Genomic DNA, 15,726 nt, shown 5'->3' on the forward strand with positions numbered 1-15,726 from the left:
AACATGTGTTATAATATTGTAAATGCTTGTTGGGGGTTATTGAATGAATGATGAGGAATTGAAAAATATTGTCACGGATTTAAGCTTTTGGGATAAATTAAGTTCCAGGGAAAAGGAACTTTTTAAGAATAATGTGCAAAAAGTTAAATATACCAAGGGAGAAAATCTTCACAGTGCTGACAATGAGTGCCTAGGCCTTCTTTTGGTGCTATCCGGAGAACTGAGAGTATATATATTGTCTGAGGATGGCCGTGAGGTTACGCTTTACAGGCTTTCTGACGGAGATGCATGTGTTTTGTCTGCTTCATGCATACTTCACAACATCACATTTGATGTTTTCATAGATGCACAGAGCGATACAGAAGTGATGCTTTTGAACATTTCTGCTTTCAGCCAGCTCACCCTGGGAAATGTATATGTGGAAAATTTTGCTCTAAAAAACACTGTTGACAGATTTTCAGATGTAATGTGGGCAATTGAACAAATATTGTTCACAAGCTTTGACAAAAGACTTGCTACATTTTTACTGGATGAATCTTCAAAAAACAAATCACCTGATATTAAACTCACGCACGATCAAATTGCCAAGTACATGGGAAGCGCCAGAGAAGTTGTTTCCAGAATGCTTAAAAATTTTGAGACTTTGGGCATAGTAAGACTATCCAGAGGGCTTATACACATTGTTGACAAAGACAATCTCAAGAAAATGCTCAAAAAATTATAAAAACCTGGGAAATCCAGGTTTTTATTGTTACTGCCAGTTTCTTCCGCCGCCGAAGCCTCTTCCACCGCCACCGCAGCCTCTTCCGCCGCCGTAGCCAAGTCCCATCATTCCACCGCCGAAGCCGCCTGTTCCGTTAGCTGCGCAATATTCCTGTCTTAAAAGCATGTTTTCATATATATCGTCTGCTTGTTCCTGAGTTATTGTTCCGTCTTTAACTTTTTCATCCAGGTATGCTTTTTTATCTTCAAGCATTTTTTCATTGTATTCTTCCCACAATCCTTCATCATAAGCCATTTGGCCGTAAGTCAATCCTGTTTCATACCTTTCATCTGTAACTTCTTCAACGCTTTTTCCAGTTAATCCTGCAAGGATTTCAGCTGGAGAACTTACTGTGTAAGCAAAAGCTGTAAATGATGTTGCCAACAGAGCCAGCACAACCAGTACTACCACTGCTGCTTTTTTATGTTTTTTCATTTTGTTACCTCCTGTTATTGATTTTAGTTTGTATTGTCACTATAAAATAAAATTGTGGCAAAAGTGTGTCTTTTTTATATTGTTTTTATGTAATTTTTAATGACTTGAAACTCAAAAAACAAAATTTTGCCACACATTGAATACTATAATATGGTATAATTGCTTATCATATTACAGAGGTGATTTTATGTCAGTAATGCTTATAGCAGATGATAACAGACAAATAACGTCAATACTTGAAGAATACGCTAAAAATGAAGGCTTTGAAGTTAAATCTGCATTCAATGGAAGGGAAGCCTTAAGAAGTTTTGAAAAATACAACCCTGATATAGTCCTGCTTGATGTAATGATGCCGGAAATGGACGGTTTTGAAGTATGCCGTGAAATCCGCAAGCAGTCTAATGTTCCCATTATAATGATTACTGCAAGAGGAGAGGATTTCGAAAGGATTATGGGACTGGACATAGGTGCTGATGATTATATAGTTAAACCTTTTTCACCGGCAGAGGTTATGGCAAGAGTAAGAGCAATCATGAGAAGAATAATGATTGATGACAAAAAAGCAATCCAGATTTTTTCATATGACAACCTGAAAATTAATATGAACGATTACATTGTTACAATTGACAATAAAAATGTTTCTTTAACAAAAAAGGAAATTGAAATTCTTTGGACTCTTGTGTCGAACAGGAACAAGGTTTTTACAAGAGACAACCTGTTGAATAGCCTGTGGGGATACGATTATTTCGGAGACAACAGGACTGTGGACTCACATATCAAAAGACTCAGGTCTAAGCTTGATGAATTTGAACATACTAATTGGGACATAAAGACTATTTGGGGAGTAGGATATAAATTTGAGGTTGAGGCAGATGAAAAATAAAATAGCAAGAAAACTCATTATATATTTTTCAGCGGCGCTGCTCATATTTGCTGTTGTAATAGGCAGCATATTCATGAGCCTGTTTAAAAACAACACAATTGAAATTCACAAAAATGACATTGAAAGACGTGCTCTTAATATAGCAGAAACCATATCGGAGCTGTTGGAAGGTTCTTCATTTTCCGGCACACAAGGCGGAGGCATGGGAATGGGCATGGGCATGGGAGGAATGTACATGCAGGGAAGTCTTGGCTCATATCTCAGAAATGTGGATGATATAGCCATGGCAGATGTGTGGATTGTGGATGAAAATTTAAATCTATTGACCATAGGCCCTATGGCACAAATGCATTACACGTATTCAGACATGCCTGAAGATGCAGATGTTGTTGTAAAAGACGTGTTTGACGGCAGCACAACATTCAGTGAAGGCTTCAGCGACATGCTTAGGACGCCTACACTGACTGTGGGAACCCCTATAGTTTCAGGGAACCAAATAATAGGAGCACTGTTAATTCATTCACCTGTTGAAGGAATGAACGATGCTATTTTTGAAGGATTTAAAATGCTTGTAATAAGCATTGTAATTGCTCTTGTTTTGTCAATTGTAATATCTGTTTTTCTTGCCATGTATTTTACAAAGCCTCTTAAAAAGATGAAAAGCACTGCGCTTGTTCTGGCTGAAGGCGATTACACAGCAAAGACAGGAATTGTGCAGGATGATGAAATTGGAGAGCTTGCCGCTACAATAGATGTTTTAAGTGAAAGGCTTGATAAGGCAAGTCATGAAAGCGAAAGACTTCAAAAGCAAAGACAAGACTTTATCACAAACATTTCCCATGAATTAAGAACCCCGGTAACGGTAATAAGAGGCTCCCTTGAGGCTATATGCGACGGAGTGGTAAAGGACCCTGCCCAGGTAAAGGAATACAACAAGCAGATGCTTAATGAAAGCAAGGGACTGGAAAGGCTTGTAAACGACCTTCTGGAACTTTCAAGGCTTCAGAATTCTGATTTTAAAATTGAAATGCATGAAATTAATCTTTGCGATGTAATAAGAGATGCAGTAAGAAGCGCTTCAAACATGGCGAGAAAGAAAAACATAATCATAGATTATGCTGAGGACCGGGACATTTTCATGATCAAAGGAGATTACGGAAGGCTTAGACAGATGTTTATGATTGTAATTGACAATGCCATAAAGTTTTCAAAGGAAAACAGCATAATATATTTAAACTTAAAGAATAATACAGTTGAGATAAGGGATACTGGAATTGGAATTTCGAGGGAAGATATGCCTTACATATTCAACCGTTACTACAGGATAAAAACAGAAGAAAATAAAACAGGAACAGGGCTGGGACTCACCATAGCCCTGCAGATTGCTAACAGGCACAATGTTGAAATGTCGGCAGAAAGCGAGCCCGGAACAGGAACAAGCTTCAAGTTTGAATTCAAATAAGGAAGGATAAAAATGATAAAAAAGATTAACCAGAAAAATGTAGACGAACTTTCCATATTAGGGTTCGGCTGCATGAGGTTTCCCACAAGGGGAGGAACAATTGACGAAACAAGAGCAATTAACATGATTAGAAGTGCCATAGAAAATGGAGTTAATTATTTTGATACGGCGTACATATATCATGCAGGAAAAAGTGAATCGCTTCTTGGTAAGGCCTTGGAGGACGGATACAGGGATAGGGTAAATATTGCAACAAAGCTTCCTCCTTACATGGTAAACAAGCTTGACAATGCAAAAAAAATAATATCCACGCAGCTTACAAGGCTCAGGACAGACCATATAGATTATTACCTTCTGCACATGCTTACAGATTTAGCCATGTACAAAAAAATGGAATCACTGGGAGTCATGGAATATCTTGAAGAACTGAAAAGAGAAGGAACAATAGGAAACATCGGTTTTTCATTTCACGGCAGCAAACAGGATTTTGAACAGATAATAAAATCATACCCCTGGGATTTCTGCCAGATTCAGTACAATTATCTTGATGAAAACAATCAAGCCACAAAATCAGGACTGATGCTTGCATATGAAATGTCCATACCGGTGATTGTTATGGAACCATTAAGGGGAGGAAAGCTGGTAACAGGTCTTCCTAAAAGCGTTATAAAGGCTTTTGAAGAATGTGACAAAAATAAATCTCCTGCTGAATGGGGTCTTAGGTGGATATGGAACCACAAGGAAGTAAATGTTGTTCTTTCCGGAATGAGCGATGAAAAACAGGTCGAGGAAAATATAAGAATTGCCGGGGATGCAAGAGAAAATTCACTTACTGAAAAAGAACTTGAAGTGTTCAATAAGGTTAAAACTATAATGAACGAGAAAATCAAGGTTCCCTGCACTGCCTGTGCATATTGCATGCCATGCCCTCACGGTGTGAATATTCCAGGGTGTTTTGCAAGCTACAACGAAAAATATCTTCTTGAGGACAAAATGTACAAAGTGAAATATGCTCAGACATTGGGAGCCATGTCTTCAACTCCGGCATATGCATCACAGTGCAAAGAATGCGGAAAGTGCGAGCTTCACTGCCCTCAAAAAATAGAAATACGCAAGGAACTCAAAAATGTAAGCAGGGAAATGGAAGGCATTATGTTTAAAACCGCTGTAAAAGCAACAAGAAAAATCCTGAAAATAAAGTAAGGCCTGTGGCCTCAGTATGATGACATTGGATTTCAATGATGCAGGATGGATACTGTTCTATCGAAATTACAAAATTATTGAATTAAAAACACGGGCGGGCACAAGACCCGCCCCTACGATTTGTTGGAAAATAGGTTTGTCATCATCATGAAGACAAGGCTTTAATTTTTATAAAAATATTTTTAAATTCCGAAATGAAAATACTTTCTTAGATTCTCTAATGTATAGAGAGGAGATTAAGCATGTTTAAAGATGCAGTTGACAAGAAAGAGTATGTCTCTTTTATAACAGAATACAAGACAGTGATGTACCGCATTGCCTACGGATATCTTTGTGATGAAAACAAATCCCTTGATGCCGTTGATGAGGCTGTTTATTTGGGTTACAAGCACCTGAGGGAACTTAAGGAAAAAAGGTATTTAAAGACATGGCTCACAAGAATATTGATAAACGAATGCTACAGAATTCTGAGAAAAGAAAAACAAGAAACTCTAGTGGAAGTGATGCCGGAAGCAGTCTATCTTGACAGTGAACTTAATCTTCCTGTAAAACTGGCAGTGCAAAAACTAGAGGAAAATCTGCGCAAGGTAATAGTTCTTCGTTACTTCGGGGGTTATACAATTTCTGAAACAGCGGAAATTCTTGAGATTCCCGAAGGAACTGTATCAAGCCGTGCAAGGAAGGCTCTGGGAATATTGAAGCTTGAATTCAATGAATAGGAAGGAGAACAAATGGAAGATAAAAATATGAAAAATTTAATAGAAGAGTCATTTGAGTATCCTGAAGAATTGGCACATGTGGAACGCAGGCTTGAAATGAGAATACTTAAGGAAAAAAGGAAAAAAAGAGCACTTGTAAGTTTCATATCTTCTGTTGCAGCAGCAGTAATGTTTATTGTGCTTGTAAACACAAGCACGGCATTTGCCGGAATTGTTGCAGAAATACCGCTCATAGGGAGCATAGCAGAATATGTGAAGTTTGACAGGAGCTTAAAAAGCGCTATTGAAAATGATTATATACAACAAACAAATCTCATAGCATATGACGGCAGTGAAAAACTTCTGCTTCCTTATGTTATAGCAGATGAAAAAAATCTGGTTCTTTTCTTCAAACTTCCTGATGATTTTGAACTTACAGAAGGACAATGGGCAGGAATAAGCCTGACGAGTATGGAAGACGGATCTTCAGGAAAAAAAATTGAAGGATTCGGATATTCATCATCTAACATTTCATGGGAAGAAAATGAATCAAAGGGACTAATCATGCAGCAGTATAATTTTTCAGAAGGATTTATTCCCCATTCAATTAAAATAAATGTGTCTCTCAAAAGGGAAACGTACCAGGTGCAGGGAGATGAAAAATTAAGCAATACTGATGTGTTTTCCACACTGGAGGATGAAAAGTATCCGCTGACAGAAGAAGTGGGAAACTTTTCATTTAATATTGAATTCAATGAATTTGCTAAACCCATAGAATATGAATTCAATCAAGAGCACATCATAATGGGTCAAAAAATAACTCTAAAGGAAATGAAAGTCTATCCTACGGGGACGGAAGTGTCATTTGAGTTTTCCAAAGAAAATTCTGCATGGATAAAAGGACTTGATCTGGCAGTTGAAAGGGAAGGAACACAAATGTATTCAGTAAGAAGCGGAATCACTTCAACATACGATGAAACTAACAGCCACATGAATGTTTATATCCAATCTGATTATTTTGCAGAGCCTAAGGAACAATATCTAATAATAAAGGGAATTCGCCTTCTTGAAAAAGACAAGGAGTTTATAACCGTTGACCTGGAAAAGGGCGTTTTTTCACCTGAGGTTGAAGGAATGCAGCTTTCAAAAGTATCAAGACGCGGTCCAAAAGCAGATTTGATTTTTTTAACCAACACCATCAGCGACGATATGTTTGGAATTTTTGTTTCAAAATATACGGACAGTGAAGGAAACCCGTACGAAATAAAATCAGAAGGAAGTTCGGGGAGAGATTCAGTAATGGAAACATATTTAACAGTGGAATACCCTGAAAGTGGAGTAGTAATTCTCCAGAGGTCTTTGACACCTAAAATATTCCTAAAGGAACCAATTAAAATTCCTCTTCCTTTAAAGTAAACAAAAAGCAGAATTTCACTTTAGAAATTCTGCTTTAATTATGGCATATAAACGAACATATGTTTGACAATGATGACTGTCTGTGATATTATTTAAGAAAAAAGAAGTGGTGAGTTATGGACGAAAGTTTGTTTGAAAAGCTGAAAATTTTATCAGATGCTGCTAAATATGATGTTTCATGTGTATCCAGCGGAGTTGAAAGAAAAAACAATACTACTGGTGGAATAGGCAATGCCTCTGCAGCAGGAATTTGTCATGCCTGGTCTTCAGACGGAAGATGCATTTCTCTTTTGAAAATTCTCTTGACCAATGATTGCATTTATGACTGCAAATATTGCCTGAACAAGGTGACGAACAACATAAAAAGAGCCACATTCACACCTGAGGAAGTAGCAGAGCTCACTATTCAGTTTTACAGAAGAAACTATATAGAAGGATTGTTCTTAAGCTCGGCAGTTGAAAAAAGTCCTGACCACACAATGGAAAATATATACAAGGTTTTGTACCTTCTGCGTTACAAATACAATTTCTGGGGATATGTACATGTGAAAGTAATACCTGGAGCAAGCCCTCTTCTTGTTGAAAAAACAGGGGCACTGGCTGACAGAATGAGTGTGAATATTGAACTTCCCACAAGAGAAAGCCTTAAAATACTTGCTCCACAAAAAAAAATAGAAAAAATTCTTGAGCCAATGAATTTAATCAAAAATGAAGCAGCAAGATATATAGAAGACAAGAAGCATTCAGTGAACGCTCCTCGCTTTGTACCTGGTGGACAGTCAACGCAGATGATAATTGGAGCAACACCAGACAGTGACAGGACAATTCTAAATGTGTCTCAGAATCTTTATGATCGTTTCAGCATGAAAAGAGTGTTTTTTTCAGCATACATTCCCGTTGTTACATCACCAAATCTTCCTGCAGTAAGCTCCATGCCTCCTCTTTTAAGAGAGCACAGGCTTTACCAGGCAGACTGGCTCATGAGATTTTATTATTTCAAATCAGAGGAACTCTTCACGGAAATCGAACCGAACCTGGATCTTGAATTTGATCCTAAAATGATGTATGCCTTGAGAAACCTTGACAGATTTCCTGTTGAAATAAACAAGGCATCTTACGAGGATCTGCTAAGAGTTCCCGGCCTTGGAGTGACCAGCGCTCAGAGAATTATAAGGGAAAGAAAAAATGCAGAACTTTCCTACGACACCCTGAGAAGAATGAAGACAGTCTTAAAAAGGGCAAGATACTTCATCACTGTAAACGGTAAATATTATGGCAATACACAGTTTGAACCGGATGCCATAAAGGAAGAAATAAGATTTAAGGAAATACAAAAGCAATTAAGCATTTACGAGTTTATATGAGGTGGCTATGGATTATTTATATGACGGAACTTTCGAAGGACTTTTAACGTGCATTTACTTCCATTACAAAGTGGAAAATGCAGCGGGAATTTATAATGCCTCAAGCTACCAGCAATCAATTGTAAATGAATACAAAATCATAAAAACAAATAAAGAGAAGGCAGAAACTGTTTCTAATGCAATAAACAATAAAATTTCAAGGGAAGCCTACATAAATGTTTTTTACTGCTTTCTTTCAAATTTCGAAAATAAGGAAAATATAATACTTGATTTCTTGAGTTTTGCCTTTAAGTATGGAAAAAACACAATGAATTTTTTCTCTCATGAAAAAGTGCTTCCCATAAATGAAGCTTACATCAAAGTTTCGAGAGAGGAGCATAGGGTTCTTGGAATATTGCGTTTTGCTGACATAGGAGGAATTTTATATTCAAGATTTTCTCCTGACAATGACATTTTGATTTTAATAACTGATCACTTTGCCGACAGGTACAAGTATGAAAAGTTCATAATTCATGACGAAAAAAGGAAAAAAGCTGTTTTATATTCTGATGGGTTATGGGAAATAAAAGAAAATGTGAATATTGAGAATCCTGAATACTCAAAAGACGAAAAAAGGATTCAAAGTTTATGGAAGCAATATTTCACTGACCTTGCAATAAAGGAAAGAAAAAATATAAATTTGCAGTTTCAGTTCGTGCCATCCAGATACAGGAAAAATATGGTTGAATTCAAATGAATTCAACCATTAAATTTCATAAATGATTGAAATTATGCAAAATAAATTGTATAATAAATAAGAAAATACTATCAGCAAAAATTATTTATATTTTGCTGATTACCATAAAAGGTGGAGTTAATTTGAATGTTGGTTCAATAGGTTCTGATGTCATTGGTATTGCAGCGTTGTTTTTTACAATTAACCTGGCAAGACGCAATGCAGTAGTAGATGTGTACAAAACAAAAATATACATATTAGCTTCAACTATTACAATAATTATATTATCCTTGGAAATAATGGATATTTGGGGGCAAAGCCTTCAAAATGTTGAACATATATGGCTTTACAAGCTGGAAAATGTCTTGGGATTTTTCCTTACTCCAGTAGTTCCTTTTGTACTCTTGTATTTATACAACAATGATATTAATAACAACAAAATTTTTTACTCATTTCCATTGCTTCTAAATTCTGTAATAAGCATTGCAACCTACAAAACAGGATGGATATTTTACTTTGATCATGCTGCAACATATCACAGAGGAAGTTTATTTGCAATTCCCATAGTCATAGGCTTTTTTTACTACATATTGTTTATGATTTCCATATTGAGAAATGATTCTAAATATGAAAGGGATGATATGCTCTTTTTAAAATATGTCTTTTTTATGCCAGTACTGGGTGTTTCGCTGCAGCTTCAATTTGTTGATTTTCACATAGTGTGGCCAAGCGTTGCATTATCTCTGTTATTATACTATATTTTCCTTAGAGAACTTCAGTTTAAATATGACGTAATAAGCGGGATTATGAACCGAAAAGCATTTGAACGAGAAATGGAAATTTATGACAACAAAGACAACGTTGTTGCAGTTGTGGTGCTTGATTTAAATGACCTGAAAAAAATAAACGACAGCAAGGGCCATCATGCAGGAGATAGGGCAATACTCATTTCAGCCACAGTGCTGCAGGAAAGTTTTGAAAAAATCGGCAAGGCGTATCGAATCGGAGGAGATGAATTTTGTGCTCTTTGTGAAGGTGCTTCTGAAGAAGATATTGCAGAATCTCTTATAAAACTTGAAAAGCTTCTTTTGGAAGTTAACAATATACACGACATAAAAATTGAACTTGCCTATGGCTGCGCCTTTTACATCAAGGAAGAAGACAACAGTATTTATGAAACGTTTAAATGTGCTGACGAACGCATGTATGAACATAAGGCAAAATTAAAGGGATTATATGGCCGCAGGGTTGATGATATGAAACAAGCATCTTTTAATCAAGAGTATGAATAAAATCAATAATATAACTTAGACTTCAAAGCTTCACTTCTGTGAGGCTTATTTTTTTAATTCTGTAATTTTTAGTCTTTATTTGTTCATAATAATAGAAAAACATGGAGGAACTTATGGAATCTTACAACTCCCTTTATGATCATCTATTAAAGGCTGCTATAAATAAAAAAATAGACGAAGAACTTAAAAAGCTTATGGAATTTGATCCTCACCACCTGGATTGTCTTTTAAATCCTGACAAACATGGAACCGTAGTGAGAATTGGGGACTGCTGCTGCAGTGATGAAGAAAAAAGAAAATGCGATGATGGCTGTGATTTTAAGGCGATGAAAAGAGACGAAGAAGGTAATGTATATGTGACAGAGGACTGCATAGGGTGCACAAGGTGCATAGAAAGCTGCATTAAGAACAACCTTACAGACAAAAAGGATCTGCTGCCGCTTTTTGAAATGATAAACAACGGTGTCTATCCTGTATATGCCATGATTGCACCTGCTTTCACAAGTCAGTATGGACCTGAAGTGACACCGGGAAAATTACGCAGCGCATTCAAAAAAATCGGTTTTGCCGGAATGATTGAAGTTGCACTTTTTGCAGACATTCTCACGTTGAAAGAAGCACTTGAATTTGATAAATCCATAAAGACAGATGAAGATTTTCTCCTGACCAGTTGCTGCTGCCCCATGTGGATTGCAATGATAAAGAAAATATACAATGACATGGTTCCTCATTTGCCGCCTTCAGTTTCACCCATGGTTGCCTGCGGCAGATCCATAAAGAAGCTGTATCCACAGGTTAAGACAGTGTTCATAGGTCCATGTGTAGCAAAGAAGGCAGAAGCAAGGGAGAAGGACATAGAAGATGCAGTTGATTTTGTACTCACATTTCAGGAAGTTGCAGAAATCTTTGAAATTGCAGGCATAGAACCTGAAAAGATGGAAGAAGACTTAAGGGACCATTCTTCAAAAACAGGAAGAATTTACGCAAGGACAGGCGGAGTGAGCGAAGCAATTCAAGACACTCTGGATTATTTGCGCCCGGGCAGAACCATTCCTCTAAGGTCAAGACAGGCCAATGGAATTGCCCAGTGCAAGGAGCTTCTTAACGAAATAAAGGGCGGAAAAATTTCTGAAAACTTTCTTGAAGGAATGGGTTGCGTCGGAGGGTGTGTTGGCGGTCCTAAAAGAATCATAGACTCCCAGCAGGGAACAAAACATGTAAATGACTACGGCAGTGAAGCACAATACAAAACTCCCGTAGACAATCCATATGTCATGGAACTTTTGAAGAGGTTAGGATACGACACAATTGATTCGCTTCTTGAAAGAGACAACATGTTCATACGTGAAATGCAGTAACATACTAGCACTTTAATATTTAACAAATAAAAATTTAAAGATTTTTATTTGGTTTTGTGTTATCATAATTTAAAATGTAACATTATTTAATGATATTAAAGTGAAAGGATGTTTCAATTGATACAAATAGAACAGTCAATCAACATGCTTAACAAAAGAGTAACTGAAATATCTCTTATTGCACCAACCATTCAGCTTGCTCAGAAAACGAGAAACATAATTGAACAGCGAAATGAAGAAATTGATGTGTTTGTTCCAATTTCAAAAGAAGATACTCTTAATGATGCATTGAGAATTGCAAGAAATTTAGTTGAACAGGGTGCAAAGGTAATAATAAGCAGAAAGGGTACTGCTTCAGCCATAATTGAATCTAAGTTAAATGTATCGGTGGTTGCAATTAACAGTATTTTGTCAGATTACATAGAATCCATTGAAGTAGCAAAATATGAAAATGGAATTATAGCCTTTTTTTCTTATGGAGAAATGACAGATGATGTAAAAAGTCTTTGCAGCATGTTGGATATAAAGGCAAAATATTATACTTTCAAGACAGACAAGGACTGTGAAAGAATAGTGCGACAATCATTATCTGACGGTGCGGTTTTGGGAATCGGAGGAGTAATGACTCAAAAATATTCCGAAGTGTACAACTTGAAACATATAACCATTGAAAACTCTGAAGTTTCTATTACAAGTGCAATTGAAACAGCAAAACAGATACTTCAGGTGCAGAAAGAAGAATCAAAGAAGCAAAATGAACTAAAGGTACAGCTTGAAAGGTACAAGGCTGTTCTTAATTTCACTCATGATGCTATTATTGCAGTTGATGAAAAAGGAAAAGTGGATGTTATAAATCCTGTTGCGGAACAGATAGTAAAAACAAGTCCCGGTTATGCCGTAGGCAAAAACATAGATGAAATCATACACAACACGAGTATGTTTGACACAATAAGCAACAAGGAAAAACAGCTTAACCAGCTTATGGAAATTAACGGAACTCTTGTATCCACCAACAGGATACCCATAGTAGTTGATGACAAAGTAAAGGGCGTTGTGGCAACATTCCAGGATATTAAGGTCATTCAGGAAAATGAAAACAAAATAAGAAGAAGCCTTCATGAAAAAGGTCTTGTGGCAAGGTATCACTTCAGAGACATTAAGGGTGAATCAGATGAAATAAAAAATGCAATATCAATTGCTAAAAGTTATGCTTCTTCGGATTCTACAATCCTCATTCAAGGTGAGACTGGAACAGGAAAAGAGTTGTTTGCTCAGAGCATTCACAATTCAAGTTCAAGAAAAGGCGGGCCTTTTGTTGCAATAAACTGCGCATCGCTATCTTCTAATCTATTGGAATCGGAGCTGTTCGGATACGTGGAAGGAGCATTCACCGGAGCAATAAAGGGCGGAAAAATAGGTTTGTTTGAACTTGCTCACAAGGGAACAATTTTTCTTGATGAAATAGGTGAAATACCAATAGAAATCCAGGCACAGCTGCTTCGGGTCCTTCAGGAAAAAGAAATAAGAAAAGTTGGTTCTGTTGTGAAAACACCTGTTGATGTAAGAGTCATCACAGCAACCAACAAGAATTTAATAGATGAAATGAAGTCAAAGTCATTCAGAGAAGATTTATATTACAGAGTTGGAGTTCTGAATCTTACGGTGCCTCCATTAAGGGAAAGAGGCGGTGACGTAATGCTTCTTGGAAGATTTTTCTTTGACAAGTACCTTGGGAGTGAAAAAACAAAATTTTTAAGCATGTTTGAATACATTATGAAAAGGGTCAATTCATATAAATGGTATGGAAATATAAGAGAACTTCAAAATTTTGTTGAAAGAATCTCTGTCTTGATGAAATATCACGGCAATGGATATGATTTTGAACAGCTTGTAAGCAGCTTCATCAGCAAGGATTACAACATTAGCAACAATGAAGGTTCTATTGAAGAAGATCAAGTTTGTATACAAACATCAGTCAATGGTAATGATTTAAATAAATGGGAAGCTGAAAAGATAGCAAGTGCCCTTAAAAATAATGACTTATCAATTCAAAGAGCAGCTGATGCTCTTGGAATAAGCAGGACAACATTGTGGAGAAAAATGAAACAATACAATATTAAATTATAATATGTTGCAAGGTTCCATGGAATGGTTACAGAAAGAATCCTAATGAAACATAATGAAACTATTTTTTTTAAAATGAAATAAATATATAAAAAATTAAAGTGATGGATGACATATTTTCATACTTTAATTTTTTTAATATATAAAGATTGTATTGAAATTTCAACAATATTTTAACGGGAGATATTTTTTAATAAAAAGTTGGCACAATTAATGCTAAATATGAATACAAGAGTTTATAAATACGCATTTATAATCTATTAAATTATGGGAGGACCAAATGGGAGAATTTAAAGTAAGAAAAATTGGTTTTATTGTGGGTGTGCTTCTTTGCGCAATATTAGTTATTATGCCAACACCTGCAGGATTATCTGTTGTGGGACAAAGAGTATTGGCAGTATCAAGTTTGATGATTGTATTCTGGATGACTGAAGCAATATCAATTCCTGTAACAGCTTTATTGCCGATTTTGTTATTTCCTTTGCTAGGAATAACAGGAGCTAAGGGGCAAAATGACATAGTGCTGTTTAAACATTATGCATATCAGACAGTGTATTTGGTTTTAGGAGTTGGATTCCTTGCAACTTCAATGGTTAAATGGGGACTGCACAAAAGAATGGCACTTGGTATAGTTATGAAGGTTGGTAAAAAACCTGCAATGATAGTATTAGGATTTATACTTGCAACCGCAGTTGTATCAATGTGGATGTCAAATACAACAGCAACAGCAATGATGCTGCCTGTAGCTATGTCAATTATAGCAACTATGGACAAACAAATATCAGGCGGTTTCAAAAAAGCAATGGTATTGTCAATTCCTTTTGCAGCAACATTGGGCGGTCTTGGAACATTAATTGGAACAACAACAACTCCTACAGGAACTGGTATTATTGCAGAAACAATAGGAGTTCAGCTTGGATTCGTTGAATGGATGAAGATAGGTCTTCCTTTCGTTATAGTTATGATTCCGCTTGCTTGGCTGTTTATGGTTAAATTTTACAAAGTTGATAAACTTGATGAAATAAACGTAGATGTTATAAAAAAAGAATATCATGCTCTTGGAACAATGAGCAAAGGTGAAAAAATTACTGCTATTATATTCGCTGTTGCTGTATTGGCATGGATTACCAGCGGGTTCTGGAGGAAAAGATTCATACCGTTTGCAACAGATGAAACTATTGCAATGGCAATAGCAATTGCTCTTGTTGTAATACCTGTTGACTACAAAAAAGGTGAGTATGTTTTAAGCGGCAAGGAAGCTTTGGCAGATGCACCTTGGGGAACAATGCTTCTGTTGGGAGGCTCAATGGTAATGGGTAATGCCATTACTGATGCAGGAGTTGCACAGTGGATAGCTGGATCTTTAAGCGGACTTGGCGGAATGCCACCAATAATGATAATCATGGTTGTCGGTATAATTACAGCATTTATTACAGAAGTTACAACAAATGCCGTTGTTGTTGCTTCATTCTTGCCAGTACTTCCAGGGGTTGCCACTGCAATTGGAATGGATCCATTACAGTTAATGCTTGTATGTATGGTTGCAGCTAACTTCGCATTCATGCTTCCTCCGGCAACACCTCCAAATGCAATTGCTTACAGCACAGGAGCATTTGAAATTTCTGACTTGATGAAAGCAGGTCTTGGATTAAAAATCATATGCCTGATAGTATTCCCAATAATTATGTACGCTGTAGTATTCGGTTTATTCGGTATAGGCGCATAGTATAAAAATGAGCAGATAAATGTGACAATTTATCTGCTCTATAAATTAGAGTTATTATTGATAGTTAATAAAAAATTAAACAAGTTAAAAAATATTTTATAGGAGCAAGTAAATGAGCAAAGGATTATTGGATGGGGTTGTAGTTCTAGACCTTACAAGAGTGTTGGCAGGACCTTACTGCGGAATGCTTTTAGCTGACATGGGAGCTACAGTTTACAAAATAGAACAGCCAAAAAAGGGAGACGACAGTAGAGCTTTCGGACCGTTCATCAACGGAGAAAGTGCTT

General features: G+C 36.5%; 14 protein-coding genes. 13 read left to right on the forward strand and 1 reads right to left on the reverse strand.

The window, feature by feature from the left end; translation table 11 throughout:
• Nucleotides 1–43: 43 nt before the first annotated feature.
• Nucleotides 44–724 carry a Crp/Fnr family transcriptional regulator gene (locus BN358_RS05940; RefSeq protein WP_019228296.1) on the forward strand — a complete coding sequence of 227 codons (681 nt, stop codon included), beginning with the start codon at nt 44–46 and terminating at the stop codon, nt 722–724.
• 27 nt (nt 725–751) lie between these two features.
• Here BN358_RS05940 and BN358_RS05945 read toward each other — a convergent pair whose 3' ends face one another.
• A complete protein-coding gene (locus BN358_RS05945; RefSeq protein ID WP_019228297.1) occupies nt 752–1,198 on the reverse strand; it encodes a DUF2680 domain-containing protein in 447 nt (148 codons plus the stop codon).
• A 187-nt stretch (nt 1,199–1,385) separates the two neighbouring features.
• Between BN358_RS05945 and BN358_RS05950 the strand changes: the two genes are divergently transcribed.
• The 12 genes from BN358_RS05950 to BN358_RS22775 form a co-directional block, all read left to right on the forward strand.
• On the forward strand, nt 1,386–2,081 hold the full coding sequence (locus BN358_RS05950) for a response regulator transcription factor (protein WP_019228298.1): 696 nt from the start codon (nt 1,386–1,388) through the stop codon (nt 2,079–2,081).
• The gene (locus BN358_RS05955; RefSeq protein WP_019228299.1) at nt 2,071–3,543 is read left to right on the forward strand and encodes a HAMP domain-containing sensor histidine kinase; all 1,473 of its coding nucleotides are present in this window, start codon (nt 2,071–2,073) and stop codon (nt 3,541–3,543) included. The genes BN358_RS05950 and BN358_RS05955 overlap by 11 nt, the downstream gene beginning before the upstream one ends.
• A 12-nt stretch (nt 3,544–3,555) precedes the next feature.
• Entirely contained in the window at nt 3,556–4,746 is a 1,191-nt protein-coding gene (locus tag BN358_RS05960) for an aldo/keto reductase (protein ID WP_019228300.1), read from the forward strand.
• Between the two features lie 242 nt (nt 4,747–4,988).
• Nucleotides 4,989–5,465: a sigma-70 family RNA polymerase sigma factor gene (locus BN358_RS05965; RefSeq protein ID WP_019228301.1), complete on the forward strand. Its 477-nt coding sequence runs from the start codon at nt 4,989–4,991 to the stop codon at nt 5,463–5,465.
• A 12-nt stretch (nt 5,466–5,477) separates the two neighbouring features.
• The gene (locus BN358_RS05970) at nt 5,478–6,860 is read left to right on the forward strand and encodes a DUF4179 domain-containing protein (RefSeq protein ID WP_019228302.1); all 1,383 of its coding nucleotides are present in this window, start codon (nt 5,478–5,480) and stop codon (nt 6,858–6,860) included.
• 116 nt (nt 6,861–6,976) lie between these two features.
• Complete coding sequence (locus BN358_RS05975; RefSeq protein ID WP_019228303.1) at nt 6,977–8,224, forward strand: putative DNA modification/repair radical SAM protein; 1,248 nt, start codon at nt 6,977–6,979, stop codon at nt 8,222–8,224.
• A gap of 7 nt (nt 8,225–8,231) precedes the next feature.
• The gene (locus tag BN358_RS05980; RefSeq protein WP_019228304.1) at nt 8,232–8,960 is read left to right on the forward strand and encodes a TIGR03915 family putative DNA repair protein; all 729 of its coding nucleotides are present in this window, start codon (nt 8,232–8,234) and stop codon (nt 8,958–8,960) included.
• Nucleotides 8,961–9,082: 122 nt separating this feature from the next.
• Nucleotides 9,083–10,231: a GGDEF domain-containing protein gene (locus tag BN358_RS05985; RefSeq protein ID WP_019228305.1), complete on the forward strand. Its 1,149-nt coding sequence runs from the start codon at nt 9,083–9,085 to the stop codon at nt 10,229–10,231.
• Nucleotides 10,232–10,344: 113 nt separating this feature from the next.
• Nucleotides 10,345–11,589: a [Fe-Fe] hydrogenase large subunit C-terminal domain-containing protein gene (locus BN358_RS05990; RefSeq protein ID WP_019228306.1), complete on the forward strand. Its 1,245-nt coding sequence runs from the start codon at nt 10,345–10,347 to the stop codon at nt 11,587–11,589.
• 117 nt (nt 11,590–11,706) lie between these two features.
• A complete protein-coding gene (locus BN358_RS05995; protein ID WP_019228307.1) occupies nt 11,707–13,716 on the forward strand; it encodes a sigma-54-dependent Fis family transcriptional regulator in 2,010 nt (669 codons plus the stop codon).
• A gap of 277 nt (nt 13,717–13,993) precedes the next feature.
• Complete coding sequence (locus BN358_RS06000; RefSeq protein WP_019228308.1) at nt 13,994–15,439, forward strand: DASS family sodium-coupled anion symporter; 1,446 nt, start codon at nt 13,994–13,996, stop codon at nt 15,437–15,439.
• Between the two features lie 112 nt (nt 15,440–15,551).
• Nucleotides 15,552–15,726, forward strand: a 175-nt coding sequence (locus BN358_RS22775) for a CoA transferase (RefSeq protein ID WP_198018345.1), incomplete at its 3' end; no start/stop codon positions are given.

Origin of the sequence: Sedimentibacter sp. B4, assembly GCF_000309315.1 — a bacterium.
GTDB lineage: Bacteria > Bacillota > Clostridia > Tissierellales > Sedimentibacteraceae > Sedimentibacter > Sedimentibacter saalensis.

Excerpts from the sequence above, each read along its gene's own strand:
- BN358_RS05990 (WP_019228306.1), top strand. The coding sequence starts at position 10,345 with ATGGAATCTTACAACTCCCTTTATGATCATCTATTAAAGGCTGCTATA.
- BN358_RS05960 (WP_019228300.1), top strand. The coding sequence starts at position 3,556 with ATGATAAAAAAGATTAACCAGAAAAATGTAGACGAACTTTCCATATTA.
- BN358_RS05980 (WP_019228304.1), top strand. The coding sequence starts at position 8,232 with ATGGATTATTTATATGACGGAACTTTCGAAGGACTTTTAACGTGCATT.
- BN358_RS05975 (WP_019228303.1), top strand. The coding sequence starts at position 6,977 with ATGGACGAAAGTTTGTTTGAAAAGCTGAAAATTTTATCAGATGCTGCT.
- BN358_RS05970 (WP_019228302.1), top strand. The coding sequence starts at position 5,478 with ATGGAAGATAAAAATATGAAAAATTTAATAGAAGAGTCATTTGAGTAT.
- BN358_RS06000 (WP_019228308.1), top strand. The coding sequence starts at position 13,994 with ATGGGAGAATTTAAAGTAAGAAAAATTGGTTTTATTGTGGGTGTGCTT.
- BN358_RS05950 (WP_019228298.1), top strand. The coding sequence starts at position 1,386 with ATGTCAGTAATGCTTATAGCAGATGATAACAGACAAATAACGTCAATA.
- BN358_RS05940 (WP_019228296.1), top strand. The coding sequence starts at position 44 with ATGAATGATGAGGAATTGAAAAATATTGTCACGGATTTAAGCTTTTGG.
- BN358_RS05955 (WP_019228299.1), top strand. The coding sequence starts at position 2,071 with ATGAAAAATAAAATAGCAAGAAAACTCATTATATATTTTTCAGCGGCG.
- BN358_RS05945 (WP_019228297.1), bottom strand. The coding sequence starts at position 1,198 with ATGAAAAAACATAAAAAAGCAGCAGTGGTAGTACTGGTTGTGCTGGCT.
- BN358_RS05965 (WP_019228301.1), top strand. The coding sequence starts at position 4,989 with ATGTTTAAAGATGCAGTTGACAAGAAAGAGTATGTCTCTTTTATAACA.